The organism is Streptomyces sp. DSM 110735, assembly GCF_016482685.1.
In the GTDB taxonomy this organism is placed as follows: domain Bacteria; phylum Actinomycetota; class Actinomycetes; order Streptomycetales; family Streptomycetaceae; genus Streptomyces.
In genome coordinates this window covers 392130-414618 of record NZ_JACYHF010000001.1, presented here as the reverse complement: position 1 = coordinate 414618, position 22489 = coordinate 392130, and the positions used below count along the sequence as shown (strand labels likewise).

Here is a 22489-nt window from a genome sequence, read left to right as displayed (position 1 = left end):
TACGAGCTGCTCGTACACGGCCTTTCCGCTGTCCGGTTCCTCGCTCAGGACGTGGGCTCGCCCGGGACTCCCCACTCCATCCGGATCATCTCGGCGGGCTCGGCGGCCCGCCGGTCGTGCGCGGCGCCGCCCAGGACGAACACGTCCGGCGCGCCGTCGAGGACGCCGCCCGAGGGGTCGTCGTCCCCCGCTCTGCGCACCACGTCCCGCTCCGGCAGGAGGATGTCGCGGACGACCACGGCGCACAGGTACAGCGTGCCCAGCAGGTGCAGGGCGATCGCCCACTGGTAGCCGTGCGTGGGCAGGCCCTTGTGGGCGTCTCCGCTGGTCGTGTACGCGAGGTACATCCAGATGCCGAGGAAGTACGCCACCTCGCACGCCTGCCAGATGAGGAAGTCCCGCCACTTGGGCCGGGCCAGCACGGCCAGCGGCACCAGCCACAGGACGTACTGCGGGGAGTAGACCTTGTTGGTGAGGATGAAGGCGGCCACCATCAGGAAGGCCAACTGCGCGAAGCGCGGGCGGCGCGGGGCGAAGAACGTCAGCGCCGCGATCCCCAGGAAGGCCAGCACGACCAGCGCACTGGCCGCCGTGTTCACGAAGTCGATGCTGGGCGGGTTGCTGGAGTTCTGCGACCAGATCAGCCAGAACGAGCCGAAGTCGACGCCCCGGTCGTGGCTGAACGTGTAGAACTTCGACCAGCCCGGGAAGGCGAACAGCATCACCGGCAGGTTCACCACGAGCCAGGCGACCAACGCGCCGCTCACAGCCTGGAAGAACGGCCGCCACTTGCCTGCCCGCCAGCACAGCACGAGCAGCGGCCCGAGCAGGAAGACCGGGTAGAGCTTGGCGGCCGTGGCGAGCCCGAGCAGCACACCGAAGGCGACGGGACGGCTCCGCGACCACATGAGCATCGCGGCGGCCGTCAGGGCAACCGCCAGCAGGTCCCAGTTGATGGTGGCGGTCAGGGCGAAGGCGGGCGCCAGGGCGACCAGCAGACCGTCCCAGGGGCGTCGGCGGTGCGTGCGGGCCACGCAGACGGCGATGACCGCCGCGCAGACCATCAGCATCCCGGCATTGGCGAACCAGTACCACTGCTCCTGCTGCTGGATGCCGCCGCTGCCCGGGGTGAGCCAGGCGGCGACCTCCATGAACACGCCGGTCAGGACCGGGTACTCCAAGTACTCCATGTCGCCCGGGAGCCTGTCGAAGTACGGCACGAGTCCATCGGCGAAGCCGCGCCCCTGATAGAGGTGCGGGATGTCCGAATAGCAGGCGTGCGTGTACTGCGAGCTGGCCCCGAAGAACCAGGCTCCGTCGTAACAGGGCGCCTTCTGAACAAGGCCGAGGGCGAACATGCCGATCGCCACCAGGGCGATGACCCTGATCGGTGTCCACCAGGACGTCCCGAGCAGGGCACGCCGCCCGACCGGGCCACCGATCAGCTCACTGCCGACCGCGGCGATCTCGTCCTCCCGACTCGGTCGCACCGTCTCCGACTCGGGCACACGCACGGGCGTCGTTTCAGCACTGGGCATGGGGCACATCCTGCCGTACGCACCCCGGAAAACGCCGTGGGCCGCCGCACCTCGCAGGTGCGGCGGCCCATGTTTCACGTGAAACAGGCGTACCGGTCGTCAGGGACGGAACCGGTCAATCGGACGGACTAACTGTCCTGACCTCCGAAGAAGCCCCCGTTGCCATTCCCTCGGGTGGTACCGGTACCGCTCGTTTCGGAGAGAGTCGGACTCGGATCGGTCCCTCCGGGTCCGCCGTCGACACCTCCGTTGTCGGTGCCACCGTTGTCGTTACCGCCGTTCTGGTTACCACCGTCATGGCATCCGAAGAAGCCACAGGTGATGCTGCTCGTCGGCGACGGCTGCACCTCGGACTCGCTCGGCGTCGGGCTCGGCGACGGGCTCGTGGTCGGGCTCTGCGTGACGGTCGGGGTGGGGGAGGGGCTCGGTTCGACGTTGAGCGCCTTGCCGTACGGAACGGGGGTCGGGAACTTTTCCGCCGGCTGACCCTTCAGCGCCTCGATCATGTAGTCGTGCCAGATCTCGGCGGGGAACGAGGCACCGTGGATCTTCGCCTGGCCACCGGTCCCGTACATCTTCAGGAACTTGCGGTCCTTGGGCTTCGCCTGGTCGTCCATCCGGAACATGCTGATCGCGGTGGACAACTGGGGGGTGTACCCGACGAACCAGGCCGACTTGTTGCCGTCGGTGGTACCGGTCTTGCCGGCCACCTCGCGACCCGGGAGCTGAGCAGCGGTACCGGTGCCCTTGTCGACCACGGTCTTCAGCACGTCGGTGACGTTGTCAGCCACCTTCGATTCGAAGGCCTCATTGGACTCGTCCTTGTGCTTGTAGACGACTCCGTCCTTGCCACTGACCTGAGCCACCGAGTACGGGTCTCGATGCGTTCCGCTGTTCGCAAAGGTCGCGTAGGCGCCGGCCATACGAATCGCGCTGGGGTCGGAGGTTCCGATGGAGAACGACGGGAAGCTCGAGCTGGCCAGGCTGTTCTCCAGGACGCCCGCGTCCAGGGCGCTCTGCTTGACCTTGTCCAGGCCGACATCCATGCCCAACTGGACATAGGCGGAGTTGACCGAGAACTGCATGGCGTAGCGCAGATCGATCTTGTAGTCGGGGGGATTTCCCTCCGACTCGCCTCCGTCATTCGTCTGGAGCCACTCCTTGCCCTTCCTGTCCTTCCAGACCTCTCCGTCGTAGGTCCGGATCTTGAGCTTGTTCTGGCCGCTGTACAAGCTCTTCGACGAGGCCGGGGTGCGCTCGTCCTGCGGTTGGTCCTCAAGGCCATCCGGGTTCCGCACGCCCCACTTCATCGCTGCAGCCAGCACGAACGGCTTGAACGTCGAACCCACCTGGGCACCGGTGGCGTCGGCGTTGTTGGTGAAGTGCTTGGTCCAGTCCTCGCCACCGTAAATGGCCTTGATGGCACCGGTCTTGGGCTCGACCGACGCCCCACCGAACTGAACGTACTTGTCAGTGGCCGGACGCAGCTTGGTGTTGATGTTCTTCTTCCGGACGTCCTCGACGGCCTTCTCGAGCTGCTTGACCTTCTTCTTGTTGAAGGTCGTCCGGATCGTGTAACCGCCCTGCTGGAGGTCGTCCGCGGTGATGTGCGTCTCGCCCTTGTGGGCGATCAGATAGCCCTTGGCCAGGTCGACCAGGTAGCCGACCTGCCCGCCCAACTGGCCGTTCGAGTGGGGGCTCTGGACGTGCGGAAGCTTCGTGTACTTGCTCCGCTCCGCCGCGCTCAGATGGCCGTACTCGACCATCTTGTTGAGCGTGTCCTGCATCTGGTGCGTGGCCCTGATGGTGTTGGCGGTGGAGGTGGCGGCCGGATCGATGGAGACCGCGCCGGCGGGGTCGTAGTACGTGGCGCCCTTGAGCATCGCCGCGAGGAACGCGCACTGACCCGGATCGAGATCCTTGGCGTCCTTGTCGAAGTACGCCCGCGCGGCGGCCTGGATGCCGTAGGCCCCGCGACCGAAGTACGCCGAGTTCAGGTAGCCGGCCATCACCTCTTCCTTGGGGACCGTGGCACCCACCTTGATGGCGATGAAGATCTCCTTGAACTTGCGGGAGATCGTCTGTGACTGGTCATCGAGCCTGGCGTTCTTGACGTACTGCTGGGTGATGGTGGAGCCACCTTGCGTCTGACCGCCCCGGGCCATGTTGAGGAAGGCGCGCGCGATGCCCGTGGGGTCGACACCGCTGTCGGTCTCGAAGGTCTTGTTCTCCTGGGAGATCACGGCGTACCGCATCTCCGGCGGAATCTGCGAGTAGTTGAGGTTCTGCCGGTTGATCTCACCACCGGTGGCGACCATCACGGAACCGTCGGACCACTCGTAGACATTGTTCTGCGCCGTGGCGGTCTTCGCGATGTCCGGCACGTCGACCATCGCGTAACCAATGCCCGCCACGGCCACCAGGCTTCCGAAGAAGGCGACGCACACGGTGGCCACGAGCTTCCACGACGGCAGCCAGCGCTGCCAGCCGTCCTTGCCCGCCCGGGGGTAGTCGATGAATTTCGGGGTGGCGGGGGCGGCGGCGCGGCCTCGCCCGCGCCCCGGTCCCGCGTTGTCGGGGCCTCGGCGGCGGCCTCCGCCGCCTCTCTGGGTCGCGCGGCGCGCCTCGGCGCGACTGCCGTAGGCAGGCTCGTCACCATAGGAGTCGGCAGGGGCCTCGTTGGTGCCTCGCGGGGCCGCTCGGCGGCCGGAGGACGGGCCGGGCTGGCCGCGTCGGGCCGCGGCACGTCCGCCTCCCTGCGGCGGCGGCGGTTTGCGACGGTGCTCGCTCATCGAACGATTACTCCTCGGGCAGGCGCACCCGTGCGCGCCTGGAAACAGCGGCTGGTTTCCGGTCCCCCCGAAGTACGGATGCGGTCGTTGCTGCATTCACCCGTACTGCACCGGGGACCACGACGCCCCCCAAGCGCCCCTTGGTTCCCGGTGGTGTGCATGGCGCACAGACTACGCACCGCCAAAACCTTCCCAGCCCCGAAGTTCACCCCAAATCAGGCAACTTGCCGCGTACGAATCAGTGATGTGATCCCGTTCACCATCTGCCCTCTTGTCGCACACCGGAGGCCGTTCTATCGTCGGGATGTATCGAGTCGATACATCAGTGCGCGATAAAGACGCTGTGTGCGGAGAGGAGGCGATCATGAACCGGCGTTCCGGCATCCTTGAGTTCGCCGTACTCGGGCTGTTGCGCGAGTCTCCGATGCACGGCTACGAACTGCGCAAACGACTCAATACATCCCTGGGTGTGTTCCGTGCCTTCAGCTACGGAACGCTGTACCCCTGCCTCAAGACGCTGGTCGTAAACGGCTGGTTGATCGAGGAACCGGGCAACACCCGCGAAGACGCTCTGGCGGCCCCCCTCACCGGGCGCCGCGCCAAGATCGTCTACCGGCTGACGGCCGAAGGTAAGGAGCACTTCGAGGAGTTGCTCTCGCAGACCGGGCCGGACGCGTACGAGGACGAGCACTTCGCCGCGCGGTTCGCCTTCTTCGGGCAGACCTCACGCGATGTGCGGATGCGTGTGCTGGAGGGCCGGCGCAGCCGCCTGGAGGAGCGTCTGGAGAAGATGCGCTCCTCCCTGGCACGCACGCGGGAGCGGCTCGACGACTACACGCTTGAGCTCCAGCGCCACGGGATGGAGTCCGTGGAGCGCGAGGTGCGCTGGCTGAACGAGCTCATCGAAAGCGAGCGGGCCGGGCGCGACCTGAAGGGGTCGGAGTCCGGGGAGTCCGCTCAGCAGGACACCACATCTGGATCGGCGGGCGGCCTGCCCCGTCCCAGGGACCTCCCGGGGACGGATACGCCCGGCGACACCGCCACGTGACGGCCCACTCAGGGCCTCACTCGTACACACAGGGAGCAACCGGAATGGGTTCGGTTCGCGTAGCCGTCGTCGGCGTGGGCAACTGCGCCGCGTCGCTGGTGCAGGGCGTCGAGTACTACAAGGACGCCGACCCGGCGGCCAAGGTCCCCGGCCTGATGCACGTGCAGTTCGGTGACTACCACGTGCGGGACATCGAGTTCGTCGCCGCGTTCGACGTCGACGCCAAGAAGGTCGGCCTCGACCTGTCGGACGCCATCGGCGCCTCCGAGAACAACACCATCAAGATCTGCGACGTGCCCACCACCGGTGTCACCGTCCAGCGCGGCCACACCCTCGACGGCCTCGGCAAGTACTACCGCGAGACCATCGAGGAGTCGGACGCCGAGCCGGTCGACGTCGTCCAGGTCCTGAAGGACAAGCAGGTCGACGTTCTGGTCTGCTACCTGCCGGTGGGCTCCGAGGACGCCGCGAAGTTCTACGCCCAGTGCGCCATCGACGCCAAGGTCGCCTTCGTCAACGCCCTCCCTGTCTTCATCGCGGGCACCAAGGAGTGGGCGGACAAGTTCACCGAGGCGGGCGTCCCGATCGTCGGTGACGACATCAAGTCCCAGGTCGGCGCCACCATCACGCACCGCGTCATGGCGAAGCTGTTCGAGGACCGCGGTGTGATCCTGGACCGCACGATGCAGCTCAACGTCGGCGGCAACATGGACTTCAAGAACATGCTCGAGCGCGAGCGCCTGGAGTCCAAGAAGATCTCCAAGACGCAGGCCGTCACCTCCCAGATCCCCGACCGGGACCTCGGCGAGAAGAACGTCCACATCGGCCCGTCCGACTACGTGGCCTGGCTGGACGACCGTAAGTGGGCCTACGTCCGCCTCGAGGGCCGCGCCTTCGGTGACGTCCCGCTGAACCTGGAGTACAAGCTCGAGGTCTGGGACTCCCCGAACTCGGCCGGCGTCATCATCGACGCCCTGCGCGCCGCGAAGATCGCCAAGGACCGCGGCATCGGCGGCCCGATCCTCTCCGCGTCCTCGTACTTCATGAAGTCCCCGCCGGTCCAGTACTTCGACGACGAGGCCCGCGAGAACGTCGAGAAGTTCATCCGCGGCGACGTCGAGCGCTAAAGCCGTACCGCTCGCACGCGAAAGCTCCTGCCAGGGCGCGGAAGGTCCCCGGGGTCGTCTCCCGGGGACCTTCCGCATGTGTGAGGCTGTCTCCCATGCCCGTCGCCCAGGACCTGCACCGGTTGCTGCGGGTCCGGGACTTCCGGCGCCTGCTCGGTGTCCGCCTGCTCTCCCAGGGCGCCGACGGGGTCTATCAGGTGGCCCTCGCCGCCTACGTCGTCTTCTCCCCCGAGCGGCAGACCTCGGCCGCGGCGATCGCCTCGGCGATGGCGGTGCTGCTCCTTCCGTACTCCCTGGTCGGCCCCTTCGCGGGGGTCCTGCTGGACCGCTGGCGGCGACGGCAGGTGTTCGTGTACGGCAACGCGTTGCGCGCCCTGCTGGCCGCCGCCACCGCGCTGCTGATGGTCACTCAGGCGCCCAGGTGGCTCTTCTACGCCTCCGCGCTGTGCGTGACGGCAGTCAACCGGTTCGTCCTCGCGGGGCTGTCCGCAGCACTGCCGCGCGTGGTGGACGCGGATCGTCTGGTGCTGGCCAACTCGCTCTCCCCGACCGCCGGGACACTCGCCGCGACCGCGGGCGGCGGTCTCGCCTTCGTCATCCGCGTGGCGGGCCCGGACTCGGACGCCACCGTGGTGCTGGCGGGCGCGGTCCTCTATCTGTGCGCGGGCCTCACCGCCCTGAGCCTGCCGCCCGACCGGCTCGGACCCGACCGCGCACCGGCCCACCCCCGCCTGCGTGCCGCGCTCGTGGACGCCGCACGCGATCTGACCGCCGCCGTCCGGTATCTCTCCGCCCCCGAGCGCCGTGCCGCGGCGTGGGCGCTCACCTCGATGACCCTGATCCGCTTCTGCTACGGCGCGCTGCTCGTCCTGCTGCTCATGCTGTGCCGGTACGGCCTCACCACGACCCCACGGGAAGGTCTCGGCCTACTCGGACTGGCGCTCGCGCTGTCGGGCGGGGGCTTCTTCGCGGCGGCGGTGATCACTCCATGGGCGGCGGGGCGGCTCGGCCCGGGGCGCTGGATCGCGGTGTGCGCAGGCGCGGCGGCAGTGCTGGAGCCGTCCCTCGGGCTTCCCTTCGCCGCCGTCCCGCTGATGATCGCGGCCTTCGTGCTGGGTCTGACCACTCAGGGCGCCAAGATCGCCACGGACACGATCGTGCAGGAGTCCATCGAGGACGGCTTCCGGGGGCGGGTCTTCTCCGTCTACGACGTCCTCTTCAACATCGCCTTCGTCGGGGCCGCCGCGGTCACCGCCCTGATCCTCCCGGCGGACGGACGCTCACCGGAGCTGGTGGTCCTCGTCGCCTGCCTCTACGGCGCCGTCGCCGTGTCGATGTACCGCGTTCCCTGGCGCCCGGACAACGCAAAGGGCGGTGTTTCACGTGAAACACCGCCCCTGCGCTGAACCCTGGTCCGCGTTTCACGTGAAACAGGGACGCTCGACCGACCTCAGTTCTGGCCGGCCCACCACTCCTTGAGGGACGCCACCGCCGCCTCGTGCTCCATCGGGCCGTTCTCCAGCCGCAGCTCCAGCAGGAACTTGTACGCCTGACCGATGACGGGACCAGGTCCGACGCCCAGGATCTCCATGATCTGGTTGCCGTCGAGATCCGGGCGGATCGCGTCCAGCTCCTCCTGCTCCTGAAGCTGGGCGATGCGCTCCTCCAGGCCGTCGTAGGCCCGGGACAGCGCAGCAGCCCGGCGCTTGTTCCGCGTGGTGCAGTCGGAACGGGTCAGCTTGTGCAGACGCTCCAGCAGCGGGCCCGCGTCACGGACGTAGCGGCGCACGGCCGAGTCCGTCCACTCGCCGGTGCCGTAGCCGTGGAAGCGCAGGTGCAGCTCGACGAGCTGCGAGACGTCCTTGACCAGCTCGTTCGAGTACTTCAGGGCCGTCATGCGCTTCTTGGTCATCTTCGCGCCGACCACCTCGTGGTGGTGGAAGGAGACCCGGCCGTCCTTCTCGAAGCGGCGCGTGCGCGGCTTGCCGATGTCGTGCAGCAGGGCGGCCAGCCGCAGCGTGAGGTCGGGGCCGTTCTCCTCCAGCGCGATCGCCTGCTCCAGCACGATCAGCGTGTGGTCGTAGACGTCCTTGTGCCGGTGGTGCTCGTCACGCTCCAGGCGCAGCGCTGGAAGCTCGGGCAGGACGTACTCGGCGAGGCCCGTGTCGACCAGGAGGGTCAGACCCTTGCGCGGGTGGGCCGAGAGGATCAGCTTGTTCAGCTCGTCCCGGACGCGCTCGGCCGAGACGATCTCGATGCGTCCGGCCATCTCCGTCATCGCGGTGACCACGCCGGGGTCCACCTCGAAGTCCAACTGCGCGGCGAACCTGGCCGCCCGCATCATGCGCAGCGGGTCGTCCGAGAAGGATTCCTCGGGAGTGCCAGGAGTGCGCAGCACACGGGCCGCGAGGTCCTCCAGACCGCCGTGCGGGTCGATGAACTCCTTCTCCGGCAGCGCGACGGCCATCGCGTTCACCGTGAAGTCGCGGCGGACCAGGTCCTCCTCGATGGAGTCGCCGTACGACACCTCGGGCTTGCGCGAGGTGCGGTCGTACGCCTCCGACCGGTAGGTGGTGATCTCGATCTGGAAGCGCCGGTCGGTGTCGCCGACGCGGGCGTCCTTCTGCGCGCCGACCGTGCCGAACGCGATCCCGACCTCCCATACGGCGTCCGCCCAGGGCCGGACGATCCGCAGGACGTCCTCGGGGCGCGCGTCGGTGGTGAAGTCCAGGTCGTTCCCGAGCCGGCCGAGCAGCGCGTCACGGACCGAGCCGCCCACCAGGGCGAGCGAGAACCCGGCCTCCTTGAAACGGCGGGCCAGGTCGTCGGCGACGGGAGCCACCCGCAGCAGCTCGCTCACCGCGCGCTGCTGCACCTGGCTCAGGGCAGCGGGAGTGTCTTCGTTGGGGTTCGGCACAACAGAAAAGGGTACGTGGCCCGGCCGACCGGCCGCGCCTCCTTAACCGGCGGCAGCCGTCGGCGGCGTCCTCCGGCATACCCGCACAAGGAGCAGTTCTTGCGGCGTACGCCACTGCTGCGCCCGATAGTGGATATAGGGGACAGGCCATCGCCGTACCCGATCTTGGGGAGCGGTCCGCGGCACTTCCCCTCAGCGGTCATCGTTACCATGCGGGGACGCACATTCCGACGACCACTGACGACGAGAGACGGGTTAGCACGTGGCCGAGGCGGCAGACTTCCAGGGGACCAGTGCCTCACCTGCCCGCCGGTGGCTGCGGCGCACCGGGGCGCTGCTCGCGGGCGCGCCGCTGGTGGCCGGGCTGCTCCAGTTCTCCGCCGCGTCGCCCGCGCAGGCCGCGTCGTCGGACTCGGTCTCCGTCGCGCTGGACTCGCTCAGCCCCAGCGCGCCGACGGACGGCGACACGGTGACCGTCTCCGGCACCGTCACGAACAACGGCAAGCAGACCGTGACCGGCGCCCACGTCGGCGTGCGGCTGGGCCCACTGCTGAACACGCGCTCGGCGGTCGAGGCGATCGCCCGGCATCCGCACTCCCTACAGGGCGGCACCGGGACCGAGGTCGGCGGCAAGTACACGGAGAAGTTCCCCAAGCTCATCCCCGGGATCGCCGAGCACTTCAGCATCTCCGTCCCGGTGGACAAGCTCGACCTCAAGGGCGACGGCGTCTACACGTTCGGGGTCGCCGTGTCCGGCCAGACCTCGGCGCGGCCCTGGGACCAGGTGCTCGGTGTCGAGCGGACCTTCCTGCCCTGGCAGCCCTCGGACGCCGACTCCACCACCAAGACCACGTTCCTGTGGCCGCTGATCTCCTCCGTCCGCATGACCGCGCGCACTGGTGCGGGCGAGTCGCAGACGCCGGTGTTCCGCGACGACGAGCTGGCCAAGGAGATCGCGCCCGGCGGCCGTCTCGCGCAGATGGTGGAGCTGGGCAAGGACCTCGACATCACCTGGGTGATCGACCCCGACCTGCTGGCCTCCGTGGAGGCGATGGCGAAGGGCTACCGGATCGCCGCGCCCGGCGACACCACCACGCCCGGCCCCCGCGAGCACCAGCAGATCGCCCGGCAGTGGCTGGCCGACCTCCAGAAGGCCGTCACGGGCGAGGAGGTCGTGGCGCTGCCCTTCGGTGACCCGGACCTGGCCTCGCTCGCCCACACCGGCACCAGCGTCACCGGCTCGCTCAGCCACCTCAAGGACGCGACCGACGTCGCCGCCACGACCGTGAAGACCGTGCTCCATGTCACGCCGAGCACCGAGTTCGCCTGGCCCGTCGAGGGCGCCGTGGACCCGTCGATCATGAAGGTCGCCACCTCCGCCGGCGCGGACCGGGTGATCGCCCGCAGTGACAGCCTCCGGGAGAACTCGGGGCTGTCCTACACGCCGTCCGCCGCCCGCCCGGTCGGCGGCGGCACCACCGCGGTGGTCGCCGACGCCCGGCTGTCCACTGCCTTCGAAGGCGATCTGACCAGGGCGGACTCCTCCACGCTCGCCGTGCAGGAGTTCCTGGCCCAGAGCCTTGAGGTGAACGCGCAGACGGACAAGCAGCGCAGCATCGTGGTGGCTCCGCAGCGGACGCCCACCGCGAGCCAGGCCCAGGCCATGGCGACGGCGCTGACGGCGCTCCAGAGCGGCACCTGGTCCGAGGCCCAGGGTCTGAGCGCGGCGGCCAAGGTCAAGCCCGACCCGAACGCCACCACGCGCATCCCCTCCACCTCCGCCTACCCCTCCTCGCTGCGCAGGCAGGAGCTGCCGAAGTCGGCCTTCGAGCAGATCGCGCGCACGCAGGACAAGCTGGACAACTTCCAGGTGATCCTCTCGGACCAGTCCCGCGTGGTCACGCCGTTCGGGCTGGCCATAGACCGCGGGATGTCCACGTCGTGGCGGGGCCACCGCGCGGACGGGGACAGCTTCCGCGGCGGCGTGGAAGGCTGGCTCGACGACCTCGCGGAACAGGTCAAGCTGATCGACAAGTCGGAGACCAAGCTCTCCGGGCGCAGCGCGACCATCCCGGTCACCGTGCAGAACAACCTCGTCCAGCCCGTCGGTCACCTGTATCTGCGGCTCACCTCGACCATGCCGACCCGCCTGAAGATCGGCGGCAAGGCGTACTACGAGCAGCGCGTCGACGTCTCCGGTGGCCACAGCCAGTCCGTCAAGTTCACCACCTCGGCCAACGCCAACGGCCGCGTCGGTGTCATCGCGCAGCTCTACACCGAGGACGGCCAGGAGTACGGCGACCCCGTCACCTTCGACGTGAAGGTCACCGAGGTCACGCCTACCGTGATGCTGGTCATCGGCGGCGGTGTGCTCCTGCTGGTGCTCGCCGGGTTCCGGATGTACACCCAGCGCAAGCGCGCGGCGGCCCGCCGGGCCGAGCAGGAGGGCACGGCCGAGGACGGCGCCGACGACGCGCCCGAGCAGCCCGGCACCCCCGAGGACAGTCCTGCGGCGGAGTCCGCCTCCCCCGCCGGGGCGGACGCGCCGGACCAGCCGAGTGACCCTTCACCGGACACCGCACCGGAAAGCGCCGACCCGTCCGGCACGGGTGAGAGAGTGGACCGTTGAGCGATGTCGTGGCCGGTGTGGCCCGGGACGATGAGGTGGGGTAACCATGAACGCGCCGTACGACGGTGACCGTGGCCAGGGCGCCGCCGGCTCGGGCCACCCCGAGACCTCGCCCGAGCCGGGCCAGGTGCCGCCGCAGCCCGCGGCGGACATGTACCTCCAGGACGCCTACGACCAGGACCCTTACCGGGAGCGCGACCTGTCCGCCCAGGACCCGGTCGCCGAGGCGCTCTACGACCGCGCCGCGCACCCGCCGCCCCCGCCGGGCACCTACGATCGGCCGCTGTACGCCCAGCCCTCCCAGTCGCCGTACGCGCCCGACCCCCGCGTGTGGGCCAACACCCCGGCTCCCGAGCCGGACGGCGACGCCACCCAGCACCTGCCGTACGGCGACAACCCGCGCACGACCCAGTTCGTGGGCGTGGACGACCTGGTCTCGCACTCCGGCGAGGAGTACCACGAGCCGGACGCCTTCGCGCATCTGCTGAAGGACCAGCAGCACGGCGGCGCCGCAGCGGCCACGGGCGCGCGGACCGCCTCCGGGCCGTCGGCACCGGGCCAGGCAGGACCGGGCGGCACGCAGCCTCCCGCACCCGGGAACCGCACGCAGCCGCCCGCCCCGGTGCCCGGGCCCTCGGGGCCCGCCGCGGCTCCCGCGGTCCCCGCCCCTGCCGCCGCGCCCAAGAAGGGCGGTCTGCTCAGCTCCAGCGCCGTCATGGCGGCGGGCACAATGGTCTCCCGCCTCACCGGATTCGTCCGCTCGGCGCTGATCGTCTCCGCGCTGGGCCTGGGCTTCCTGGGTGACTCCTTCCAGGTCGCCTACCAGCTCCCGACGATGATCTACATCCTGACCGTCGGCGGCGGTCTGAACTCCGTCTTCGTGCCTCAGCTCGTGCGGGCCATGAAGGAGGACGAGGACGGTGGCGAGGCGTTCGCCAACCGGCTGCTGACCCTCGTGATGGTGGCGCTCGCCGTGCTCACGGGCGTCGCGATGTTCGCCGCCCCGCTCCTGGTCCGCCTGCTGTCGGACTCGGTCGCGACCAACCCGGCGGCCGACAACGTGGCGGTCACCTTCACCCGCTACTTCCTGCCCTCGATCTTCTTCATGGGCGTCCACGTGGTGATGGGTCAGATCCTCAACGCGCGCGGAAAGTTCGGCGCGATGATGTGGACCCCGGTGCTGAACAACATCGTCATCATCGTGACGCTCGGCACGTTCATCTGGGTCTACGGCACCTCGGCCAACTCCCACATGACCGTCGCCAACATCCCGGTGGAGGGCCAGCGGCTGCTCGGCATCGGCGTGCTGCTCGGTCTCGTCGTGCAGGCCCTGGCGATGATCCCCTACCTGCGGGAGACGGGCTTCCGTATCCGCCCGCGCTTCGACTGGAAGGGCCACGGCCTGGGCAAGGCCGCGATGCTCGCCAAGTGGACGGTCCTCTTCGTGCTCGCCAACCAGGCCGGCGCGATGATCGTGACCCAGCTCTCCACCGCGGCGGGCGAGGACTCGGACGCCAAGGGCACCGGCTTCGCCGCCTACGCCAACGCCCAGCTCATCTGGGGCCTGCCGCAGGCCATCATCACGGTGTCCCTGATGGCAGCGCTGCTGCCGCGCATCTCGCGCTCGGCCGCCGAGGGCGACGCCGGCGCGGTCCGCGACGACATCTCGCAGGGTCTGCGGACGACCGCCGTGGCCATCGTGCCCATCGCCTTCGGCTTCCTGGCGCTCGGCATCCCGATGTGCACGCTGATCTTCGGTTCCTCGGGCACCGGCGCGGCCACCAACATGGGCTACATGCTGATGGCCTTCGGTCTGGGCCTGATCCCGTACTCGGTGCAGTACGTCGTCCTGCGCGCCTTCTACGCCTACGAGGACACCCGGACGCCCTTCTACAACACCGTCATCGTCGCGGTGGTCAACGCGGGCGCCTCGGCCCTCTGCTTCGTCCTGCTGCCGTCCCGCTGGGCGGTCGCGGGCATGGCGGCCGCGTACGGTCTCGCCTACGCCATCGGTGTCGGCGTCGCCTGGCGGCGGCTGCGCAAGCGCCTGGGCGGCGACCTGGACGGCTCCCGGGTGCTGCGTACCTACGCGCGGCTCGGCATCGCCTCGGTGCCCGCGGCACTCCTCAGCGGTGCGGCCTGCTACGGCATCGGGCACACTCTGGGCCAGGGCGTGTTCGGATCCTTCGTGGCGCTCGTGGTCGGTGGTGCGGTATTGCTTGGGATCTTCTTCGTCGCCGCGAGGAGGATGCGGATCGAGGAACTCAACTCGCTCGTGGGAATGGTCCGCGGGCGTCTGGGACGCTGAGGCGGGGTAGGCGCACAACCATCGTCCGTCGCCGCGTGTCGTGCATAGCGGCGGACTGTGGGCACAATTGGTTTCGGCGTCGGACAGCGTGCAACGGATGGGGAGGCAGGGACGACGGTGGCGGAACGGAGCACGGCTGCCGTCGACGTGGCAGACAACAGTGGCGAGCAGCCACTGACCGCCAAGGCGGGCCAGTCCACGTCCGACGGGACGGCCAAAAACTTGGAGCTGGACACGGACAGCACCGAGGCACAGGGGAACAGCGGGACGGAGACCATCGCAACGACGCCCGCGCCCCCGGACCTGCACAGCGGTCACAAGCTGGCCAGACGCTACCGTCTCGAGGAGTGCGTCACCCGTCTGGACGGATTCAGCAGTTGGCGTGCGGTCGACGAGAAACTTCGTCGCGCCGTCGGCGTGCACATTCTGCCGGCCCAGCACCCTCGGGCCCGTTCCGTCCTGGCGGCGGCCCGCGCGGCGGCGCTCCTGGGCGACCCGCGGTTCGTCCAGGTCCTCGACGCGGTCGAGGAGGACGACCTCGTCTACGTCGTGCACGAGTGGCTGCCCGATGCCACCGAGCTGACGACGCTGCTCGCCACGGGCCCGCTGGAGCCGCACGACGCCTACCAGATGGTCAGTCAGCTCGCGTCCGCCATGGCGGCGGCGCACCGGGACGGCCTGGCCCATCTGCGGCTGAACCCCAACGCCGTGCTGCGCACCTCCACCGGACAGTGGCGCATCCGCGGCCTGGCCGTGAACGCGGCGCTGCGCGGCATCTCCTCCGACACCCCGCAGCGCACGGACACCGAGGCGATCGGCGCACTGCTCTACGCGGCGCTGACGCAGCGCTGGCCGTACGAGAGCGACGCCTACGGCCTCACCGGGCTGCCCAAGGACGTGGGTCTCGTCGCACCCGACCAGGTGCGCGCGGGCGTCCACCGGGGGCTGTCCGAGCTGGCGATGCGGGCGCTCGTCAACGACGGTGCCACCGCCTCCCGGCACGAGTCCCCGTGCACCACGCCGGAGGAACTGGTCAAGGCGATCGGCGAGATGCCCCGCATCCGCCCGCCGGAGCCCGCGTTCACCGCCCCGCCGGAGTACCAGCGCACCACGTACCAGCAGGGCACGTACGGCCGTCCCGCGGCCGGTCCCGGCCTCACCCAGCCGCTCACGGCGCCGCCCCCTCCGTTGCAGAGCCGTACCGGCAAGGCGCTGAAGTGGGCGGTCTCCGCCCTCCTCATCGCCGCGCTCGGTCTCGGTAGCTGGCAGTTGGCGGAGGCGTTGATGGGCCAGGGCGACAAGCCGAAGGACGGCAACAACACCCAGACGCAGGACAGCGGCGACAAGAACGCGGCCAAGGCGATCCCGAAGCCGATAAAAATCCAGGGAGCCCAGGAGTTCGTCGCCAAGGGCGACGCGCAGCACCCCGGAGATGTCGGCAAGACCTACGACGGCAGCACGTCGACGTTCTGGCGGACCAAGTCCTTCAACGAAGGTCCCGTGATCGCTCCCTACAAGCCCGGCGTCGGCATCATGTACGACCTCGGGTCCGACCAGAAGCTCGACGCGGCCACGGTCGGGCTCCGCTACGGCGGCGACCACACCACGGTCGAGCTGTACGCGGCCGACTCGCTGACACCGCCGTCGCTGGACTCCATGAAGCGGATCGGCGACGTCACCACCTCGGGCACGACCGCCACGGTGAAGCCCGGCAAGTCGGTGAAGACGCGTTACGTCCTCGTGTGGCTGACCGCCGTGCCGAAGTCCGGCTACGACGCGGCCTCGTATTCGATGGCGGGCTACAAGCAGGCCATCACCGAAGTCCGATTCACGGGCTGACGTCTCGTCCGGCCGGAGGGGGCAGATGGCGCAGGGCGCCGGATACGAGGAAGTGGGCGATCAGGACCTGATCGCCCAGCACGTGGACGGCGACCCCGATGCCTTCGGCGAGCTGGTCCGGAGGCATCGGGACCGGCTCTGGGCCGTGGCCCTGCGGACGCTGGGGGACCGGGAGGAAGCCGCCGACGCGGTCCAGGACGCGCTGGTCTCCGCCTACCGGGCCGCACACACCTTCCGGGGGCAGTCGGCCGTCACGACCTGGCTGCACCGCATCACGGTGAACGCCTGCCTGGACCGCGCCCGCAAGACCGCCTCCCGGAGGACGGCGCCGGTGGACGACACCGAGCGGCTGGAGCAGTTGCTGGAGCCGCACGAGTCCGCCTCCGCCCCAGCCGAACGGAACGACCTGCACCGGCAGCTCATCCAGGCGCTGGGGACGCTCCCGAAGGAGCAGCGCGCCGCGCTGGTCCTGGTGGACATGCAGGGCTACCCGGTGGCCGAGGCCGCGCGCATTCTCGACGTGCCCACGGGGACGGTGAAGAGCCGTTGCGCCCGGGGTCGCGCCAGACTTCTTCCACTGCTCACCCATCTGCGTCCCGATGCCCCGGGTGAGAGGAAAGAACCCGCGTCAGGACGGAACCGGGTGCACGGGGCATCCGTCCCACCTGCGACAGATTCTCCGGGTGACGGCTCACAGAGCAGTGCCGGGTCACAGGACACAGGACCGAGCGATTCGGCCGTCGTGAAGGGCGGAGGTGGACGGGCATGACGTCCTCGACAGACACGGCCGGGCATCCGGACGTCACCGAGCTCTCCGACCTCACCGAGGGCATCCTCGCGCCGACCCGCAGCGCAGACCTCCGTCGGCATCTGGAGGGCTGCGAGCAGTGCGCCGACGTCCAGGCGTCCCTGGAGGAGATCCGGACGCTGCTGGGCAGTGTGCCGGAGCCGCCGCCTATGCCGCAGGACGTCGCGGACCGGATCGACGCCGCCCTGGCCGCTGAAGCAAACGTCCCTCAGCATGTTTCACGTGAAACCGAGAAGCAGGTTTCACGTGAAACATCGGCACCCGGACGCCCCACTGGGCGTCCGTCCGCCGCCACCGGTCCCGGGCGCAAGGAACGCGGCCGCAGTCGCCGCCGGACCGTCGCGCTCGGCGCCGTCCTCACCGCTGCCGTAGTGGGAGCCGGTTCCCTGCTTCTTCAGTCGCTCGGCAACGACTCCCCCGACACCTCCGCCCGCACCAAGCCCGCCCCGGCCGTCACCACGTTCTCCGGGGCCAGCGTGCAGAGCCAGGTGAAAGGTCTCCTCACCGCGCAGAAGGGGCTTCAGCGGGGCACCCAGCGGCCGCGCGAGGAGAGCGCGACGGTCTCGCCGGGCGGGCCGACGCAGAGCGCGAACACCCTCATCCAGACCGCCGTCCCGGTGCCCTACTGCGTACGGCAGGCGGTGGACTCCCGCAACGACGTGCTCGCCGCCAAGACGGGCACCTACGCCGGGAGGAGGGCCTATCTGGTCGTGCTTCCCGACACCGCGGACGGCACGCGTGTTCTCGTCTATGTCGTAGACGCTTCCTGCACCGTGCACCGGCCCGCCTCCTCCGGCGACGTCCTGCTGAAGCAGTCCCTCCCACGCAACTGAGGCGTCACACGCGTCATTCGGTCCCCTGCGGTCATCCGGGAGAGTAGATGGCTCCCCATGCCGCCTCCGTGCGCCCGGGCAACGGGGGAATGCGCGGCCCGTAGGATCGGTTGGGTGGGGTGGGAGTCCCGAAAGGGGCTTTCACCGGTCGACTGACACAGACCAGAGACGAGGAAACAAGCCGTGAGCGACGTCCGTAACGTGATCATCATCGGCTCCGGGCCCGCAGGCTACACGGCGGCGCTCTACACAGCGCGCGCGTCCCTGAAGCCCCTGGTGTTCGAAGGCGCCGTCACCGCCGGTGGCGCGCTGATGAACACCACCGAGGTGGAGAACTACCCGGGCTTCCCGAGCGGCATCATGGGCCCCGACCTGATGGACAACATGCGGGCGCAGGCCGAGCGCTTCGGCGCCGAGCTGATCCCGGACGACATCGTGTCCGTCGACCTGACCGGTGAGATCAAGACCGTCACCGACACCTCGGGCACGGTCCACCGCGCGAAGGCCGTCATCGTCGCCACGGGCTCGCAGCACCGCAAGCTCGCGCTGCCGAACGAGGACGCCCTCTCGGGCCGCGGCGTCTCCTGGTGCGCCACCTGTGACGGCTTCTTCTTCCGGGACCAGGACATCGCCGTGATCGGCGGCGGCGACACCGCGATGGAGGAGGCCACCTTCCTCTCGCGGTTCGCCAAGTCGGTGACGATCGTCCACCGCCGTGACACCCTGCGCGCCTCCAAGGCGATGCAGGAGCGCGCCTTCAACGACCCGAAGATCAAGTTCGCCTGGGACAGCGAGGTCGTGGAGATCCTCGGCGAGCAGAAGCTCACCGGTCTCAAGCTCCGCAACGTCAAGACGGGCGAGGTCTCGGAGCTGCCCGTCACGGGTCTGTTCATCGCCATCGGTCACGACCCGCGCACCGAGCTGTTCAAGGGACAGCTCGACCTGGACGCGGAGGGCTACCTGAAGGTCGCCGCTCCCTCGACCCGGACCAACGTGCCCGGCGTCTTCGCCGCGGGTGACGTCGTCGACCACACCTACCGTCAGGCGATCACCGCGGCCGGCACCGGCTGTGCCTCTGCCCTCGATGCCGAGCGCTACCTGGCCGCGCTGCTGGACACCGACCAGGCCGAGCCCGAGAAGACCGCGGCCGTCTGACCTCCCCACCCCCACCGTACGAGCAGAAAAGAGGAGCCCGCTGTGGCCGGCAACCTGAAGACCGTGACCGATGACAACTTCGAGAAGGACGTGCTGAAGAGCGACAAGCCCGTCCTGGTGGACTTCTGGGCCGAGTGGTGCGGTCCCTGCCGCCAGATCGCTCCGTCCCTCGAGGCCATCGCCGCCGAGTACGGCGACAAGATCGAGGTCGTCAAGCTCAACATCGACGAGAACCCGAACACGGCCGCCAAGTACGGCGTCATGTCCATCCCGACCCTGAACGTCTACCAGGGTGGCGATGTCGTCAAGACGATCGTCGGCGCCAAGCCGAAGGCCATGCTCGTGCGCGACCTCGAAGAGTTCATCGCCGAGTGACGTTTCACGTGAAACACGAAGGGGCCGGTCCTGATGAGGACCGGCCCCTTCGTGCATCCCGCTACAACGGCCGCAGCGCGGGCTCCTTCTGTACGGCCCCCAGCAGCCGGTCGATGGCCATCTCCACGTCTTCCTTCCAGGACAGCGTCGAGCGCAGCTCCAGCCGCAGCCGGGGATGCTGCGGGTGTTGCCGTACCGTCTTGAAGCCGACCGCGAGGAGATGGTCCACGGGGAGGAGGCAGGCCGGTTCCTTCCAGCGAGTGTCGCCGAACGCCTCGATGGCCTTGAAGCCGCGTCTCAGCAGATCCTTGGCGACCGCCTGGACCAGTGTCCGGCCGAGCCCCTGTCCCTGATAGCCGGGCAGCACGAACGCGGTGATGAGCTGTACGGCATCCGGCGAGACCGGACTGGTGGGGAACGCCGCCGAGCGCGGCACATAGGCGGGCGGTGCGTAGAGCACGAAGCCCACCGGCACGTCGTCCACGTAGACCGTGCGGCCGCACGAACCCCAGTCGAGCAGAACGGCGGAGATCCACGCCTCCTTCTCGCCCGCGGCTGTCCCCGCCTTCACCGCGGCCTCTCCGCTGACGGGGTCTAGTTCCCAGAAGACGCACGAGCGACAGCGCTGGGGAAGGTCCTTGAGGTTGTCCAGCGTGAGCGGTACGAGCCGACGCCCCATGAAGGCTGTTCCTCGCTTCCTAAGGCCGTGCAGCGCGAGCGGCTGTCAGAGCGCTCCGTCTCCCGAGCAGCCCATCGGCGAATCCGCCGACCGCTGCGCCCTACCCGTTCGCATCGTATCCACGATGCGATTCCCTCGATACCGGCTCAAAGCAAAGAGCGGACCGTGTTCCGGTACAGACCGGACACGATCCGCTCCCCGCGCTGTCGTCGGCAGGGCCGCCGTGGATCAGGCGTCCTGCTCCTCGTCCTCCTGGAGACCCGTGGAAAGCAGGGGACCCTCGCCGGGGGCGAGTGTGCCGAGGATGCGCTCCAGGTCCTCGACCGAGGCGAACTCGACGGTGATCTTGCCCTTCTTCTGCCCGAGGTCCACCTTCACCCGGGTCTCGAAGCGGTCCGACAGCCGCGTGGCCAGATCGCTGAGGGCGGGGGACACCAGGGCTCCGGCGCGCGGACCCTTGGAGCGCGAGGTCTTCTGCGGCCGCGAGCCCATCAGGGTCACGATCTCTTCCACCGCGCGCACCGACAGTCCCTCGGCCACGATCCGGTGCGCCAGCCGGTCCTGCTCCTCGGAGTCCTCGACGGACAGCAGCGCCCGGGCGTGACCGGCCGAGAGCACTCCGGCCGCGACGCGCTTCTGCACGGTCGGCGAGAGGCGCAACAGACGGAGCGTGTTGGAGATCTGGGGGCGGGAGCGCCCGATCCGGTCGGCCAACTGGTCGTGGGTGCAGTTGAAGTCTTTGAGCAACTGATCGTAGGCGTGCGCCTCTTCGATCGGGTTGAGCTGGGCGCGGTGCAGGTTCTCCAGTAGGGCGTCCAGGAGGAGCTTCTCGTCCTCCGTGGCGCGGACGATCGCCGGGATCGCCTCCAGTCCCGCCTTGCGGCTGGCGCGCCAGCGGCGCTCGCCCATGATCAGCTCGTAGCGGTCCCCGCCCAGCTCGCGCACGACGACGGGCTGGAGGAGTCCGACCTCCTGGATGGAGGTCACCAGCTCGCGCAGCGCGTCCTCGTCGAAGATCTCGCGGGGCTGACGCGGGTTGGGCGTGATGGAGTCGAGCGGGATCTCCGCGAAGTAGGCGCCCATCGGCGGGGCGGGCAGCTCCGCCACCGGGTTCGCAGGGGAGTCCTCGAGTTCCTGGGTGGGCCCGGGCACAGTGGGCGCCTCGGCGGTACCCCGGTCGGCGGTCAGCAGCGGAGCCGCTGCGGGAGACGCGGGTGCCGCGCTGCCCAGCGCGCTGGACGCCAGGCTCTTCTCGGTCGGGGCAGCGGGGATCAATGCGGCGAGACCACGACCCAGCCCCCTCCGTCGTTCGTTCACTGTGACCCCTCCACCATGTTCCGGTCGTTCTGGGTGCCGACATGGGCGTGGGTCGGGTCGTAGCCGATTCCCGCACCCCTCAGCGCGATCTCTCGGGCCGCCTCAAGGTAGGAGAGGGCCCCGCTCGAACCTGGATCGTAGGTCAGTACCGTCTGCCCGTAGCTGGGAGCCTCGGAGATACGGACCGAGCGCGGAATGCTCGTCCGCAGCACCTCGTCGCCGAAGTGGGTACGGACCTCTTCCGCGACCTGGGAGGCGAGACGCGTCCGGCCGTCGTACATCGTCAGCAGGATGGTCGACACATGCAGCGTCGGGTTGAGGTGACCCCGCACCAGATCGACGTTGCGCAGCAACTGTCCCAGCCCCTCCAGCGCGTAGTACTCGCACTGGATGGGGATGAGGACCTCCTGGCCGGCGACGAGCGCATTGACCGTCAACAGGCCCAGCGAGGGCGGGCAGTCGATGAGGATGTAGTCCAACGGCTGTTCGTACGCCTGGATCGCGCGCTGGAGTCGGCTCTCGCGCGCCACCAGGGACACCAACTCGATCTCCGCACCGGCGAGATCGATGGTGGCCGGGGCGCAGAACAGACCCTCGACGTCCGGGACCGGCTGGACGACCTCGGAGAGCGGCCTGCTCTCCACCAAGACGTCGTAGATGGACGGCACTTCCGCGTGGTGATCGATCCCCAGTGCCGTGGACGCGTTGCCCTGTGGGTCGAGGTCGACCACCAGGACCCGGCCGCCGTGCAGCGCCAGCGAAGCGGCAAGGTTGACGGTGGTCGTCGTCTTGCCCACGCCTCCCTTCTGGTTGGCCACCACGATGACGCGGGTCTGCTCGGGCCTCGGCAGGCCCTCTCCGGCGCGGCTGAGGGCCTCCGCCGCTAGTTGGGCAGCGCGACCGATGGGAGTGTCGTCCATCGGGGGCGGTGTTTCACGTGAAACATCTGCCCCCATCGACTCGGTTCGGGGACCGGGGACCGGATCGGTCATCGGTCCCGCGATATTGGCGTCGGACCGCACGGATTCACTCTCCTCGACTTCAGGCTCGCAATGAACAGAGCCTCCCATGCCTTCGGTGCCGCGAACCAGTGAGCCCTGGCCTTCTGTGGAGAAATCCACCTC

The 22489-nt window shown here is 69.2% G+C and carries 16 protein-coding genes; 10 read left to right on the top strand and 6 right to left on the bottom strand.

Features of this window, described 5'->3' with window-relative positions:
• Nucleotides 1-44: 44 nt before the first annotated feature.
• On the bottom strand, nt 45-1538 hold the full coding sequence (locus tag IF655_RS01840; protein ID WP_199581618.1) for a glycosyltransferase family 87 protein: 1494 nt from the start codon (nt 1536-1538) through the stop codon (nt 45-47).
• A 128-nt stretch (nt 1539-1666) separates the two neighbouring features.
• Nucleotides 1667-4330 (bottom strand): transglycosylase domain-containing protein, encoded by a 2664-nt coding sequence (locus IF655_RS01835; protein WP_199581617.1) that lies wholly within the window; start codon nt 4328-4330, stop codon nt 1667-1669.
• Between the two features lie 364 nt (nt 4331-4694).
• Between IF655_RS01835 and IF655_RS01830 the strand changes: the two genes are divergently transcribed.
• From IF655_RS01830 to IF655_RS01820, 3 genes are all read left to right on the top strand, one after another.
• On the top strand, nt 4695-5378 hold the full coding sequence (locus IF655_RS01830) for a PadR family transcriptional regulator (protein ID WP_199581616.1): 684 nt from the start codon (nt 4695-4697) through the stop codon (nt 5376-5378).
• Between the two features lie 44 nt (nt 5379-5422).
• Nucleotides 5423-6505: an inositol-3-phosphate synthase gene (locus IF655_RS01825; RefSeq protein ID WP_199581615.1), complete on the top strand. Its 1083-nt coding sequence runs from the start codon at nt 5423-5425 to the stop codon at nt 6503-6505.
• A 95-nt stretch (nt 6506-6600) separates the two neighbouring features.
• A complete protein-coding gene (locus tag IF655_RS01820) occupies nt 6601-7911 on the top strand; it encodes an MFS transporter (protein WP_199581614.1) in 1311 nt (436 codons plus the stop codon).
• 44 nt (nt 7912-7955) lie between these two features.
• On the opposite strand, the gene IF655_RS01815 is transcribed toward IF655_RS01820, so the two are convergent.
• Complete coding sequence (locus tag IF655_RS01815; protein ID WP_199581613.1) at nt 7956-9422, bottom strand: CCA tRNA nucleotidyltransferase; 1467 nt, start codon at nt 9420-9422, stop codon at nt 7956-7958.
• Between the two features lie 262 nt (nt 9423-9684).
• On the opposite strand from IF655_RS01815, the gene IF655_RS01810 reads away from it, so the two are divergent.
• The 7 genes from IF655_RS01810 to trxA all read left to right on the top strand — a co-directional run bounded on the left by IF655_RS01810 (nt 9685) and on the right by trxA (nt 19369).
• Nucleotides 9685-12051, top strand: coding sequence for a DUF6049 family protein (locus IF655_RS01810; protein WP_199581612.1), 2367 nt, complete (start codon nt 9685-9687; stop codon nt 12049-12051).
• Between the two features lie 46 nt (nt 12052-12097).
• On the top strand, nt 12098-14359 hold the full coding sequence (gene murJ / locus IF655_RS01805) for a murein biosynthesis integral membrane protein MurJ (protein ID WP_199581611.1): 2262 nt from the start codon (nt 12098-12100) through the stop codon (nt 14357-14359).
• Nucleotides 14360-14476: 117 nt separating this feature from the next.
• Nucleotides 14477-16198: a protein kinase family protein gene (locus tag IF655_RS01800; RefSeq protein ID WP_199581610.1), complete on the top strand. Its 1722-nt coding sequence runs from the start codon at nt 14477-14479 to the stop codon at nt 16196-16198.
• A gap of 25 nt (nt 16199-16223) precedes the next feature.
• Entirely contained in the window at nt 16224-16967 is a 744-nt protein-coding gene (gene sigM / locus IF655_RS01795) for an RNA polymerase sigma factor SigM (protein ID WP_199581609.1), read from the top strand.
• Nucleotides 16964-17839: an anti-sigma factor gene (locus IF655_RS01790; RefSeq protein WP_199581608.1), complete on the top strand. Its 876-nt coding sequence runs from the start codon at nt 16964-16966 to the stop codon at nt 17837-17839. The genes sigM and IF655_RS01790 overlap by 4 nt, the downstream gene beginning before the upstream one ends.
• 183 nt (nt 17840-18022) lie before the next feature.
• Nucleotides 18023-18994, top strand: coding sequence for a thioredoxin-disulfide reductase (gene trxB / locus IF655_RS01785; protein ID WP_199581607.1), 972 nt, complete (start codon nt 18023-18025; stop codon nt 18992-18994).
• Nucleotides 18995-19036: 42 nt separating this feature from the next.
• Nucleotides 19037-19369 carry a thioredoxin gene (trxA, locus tag IF655_RS01780; protein ID WP_199581606.1) on the top strand — a complete coding sequence of 111 codons (333 nt, stop codon included), beginning with the start codon at nt 19037-19039 and terminating at the stop codon, nt 19367-19369.
• 61 nt (nt 19370-19430) lie between these two features.
• Here the strand turns inward: trxA and IF655_RS01775 are convergent, their stop codons facing one another.
• The 3 genes from IF655_RS01775 to IF655_RS01765 form a co-directional block, all read right to left on the bottom strand.
• Complete coding sequence (locus IF655_RS01775) at nt 19431-20048, bottom strand: GNAT family N-acetyltransferase (RefSeq protein WP_199581605.1); 618 nt, start codon at nt 20046-20048, stop codon at nt 19431-19433.
• Between the two features lie 228 nt (nt 20049-20276).
• Nucleotides 20277-21365 (bottom strand): ParB/RepB/Spo0J family partition protein, encoded by a 1089-nt coding sequence (locus tag IF655_RS01770; protein WP_199581604.1) that lies wholly within the window; start codon nt 21363-21365, stop codon nt 20277-20279.
• Entirely contained in the window at nt 21362-22435 is a 1074-nt protein-coding gene (locus IF655_RS01765; protein ID WP_199581859.1) for a ParA family protein, read from the bottom strand. Before IF655_RS01765 ends, IF655_RS01770 begins: the two co-directional genes overlap by 4 nt.
• Nucleotides 22436-22489: the final 54 nt, after the last annotated feature.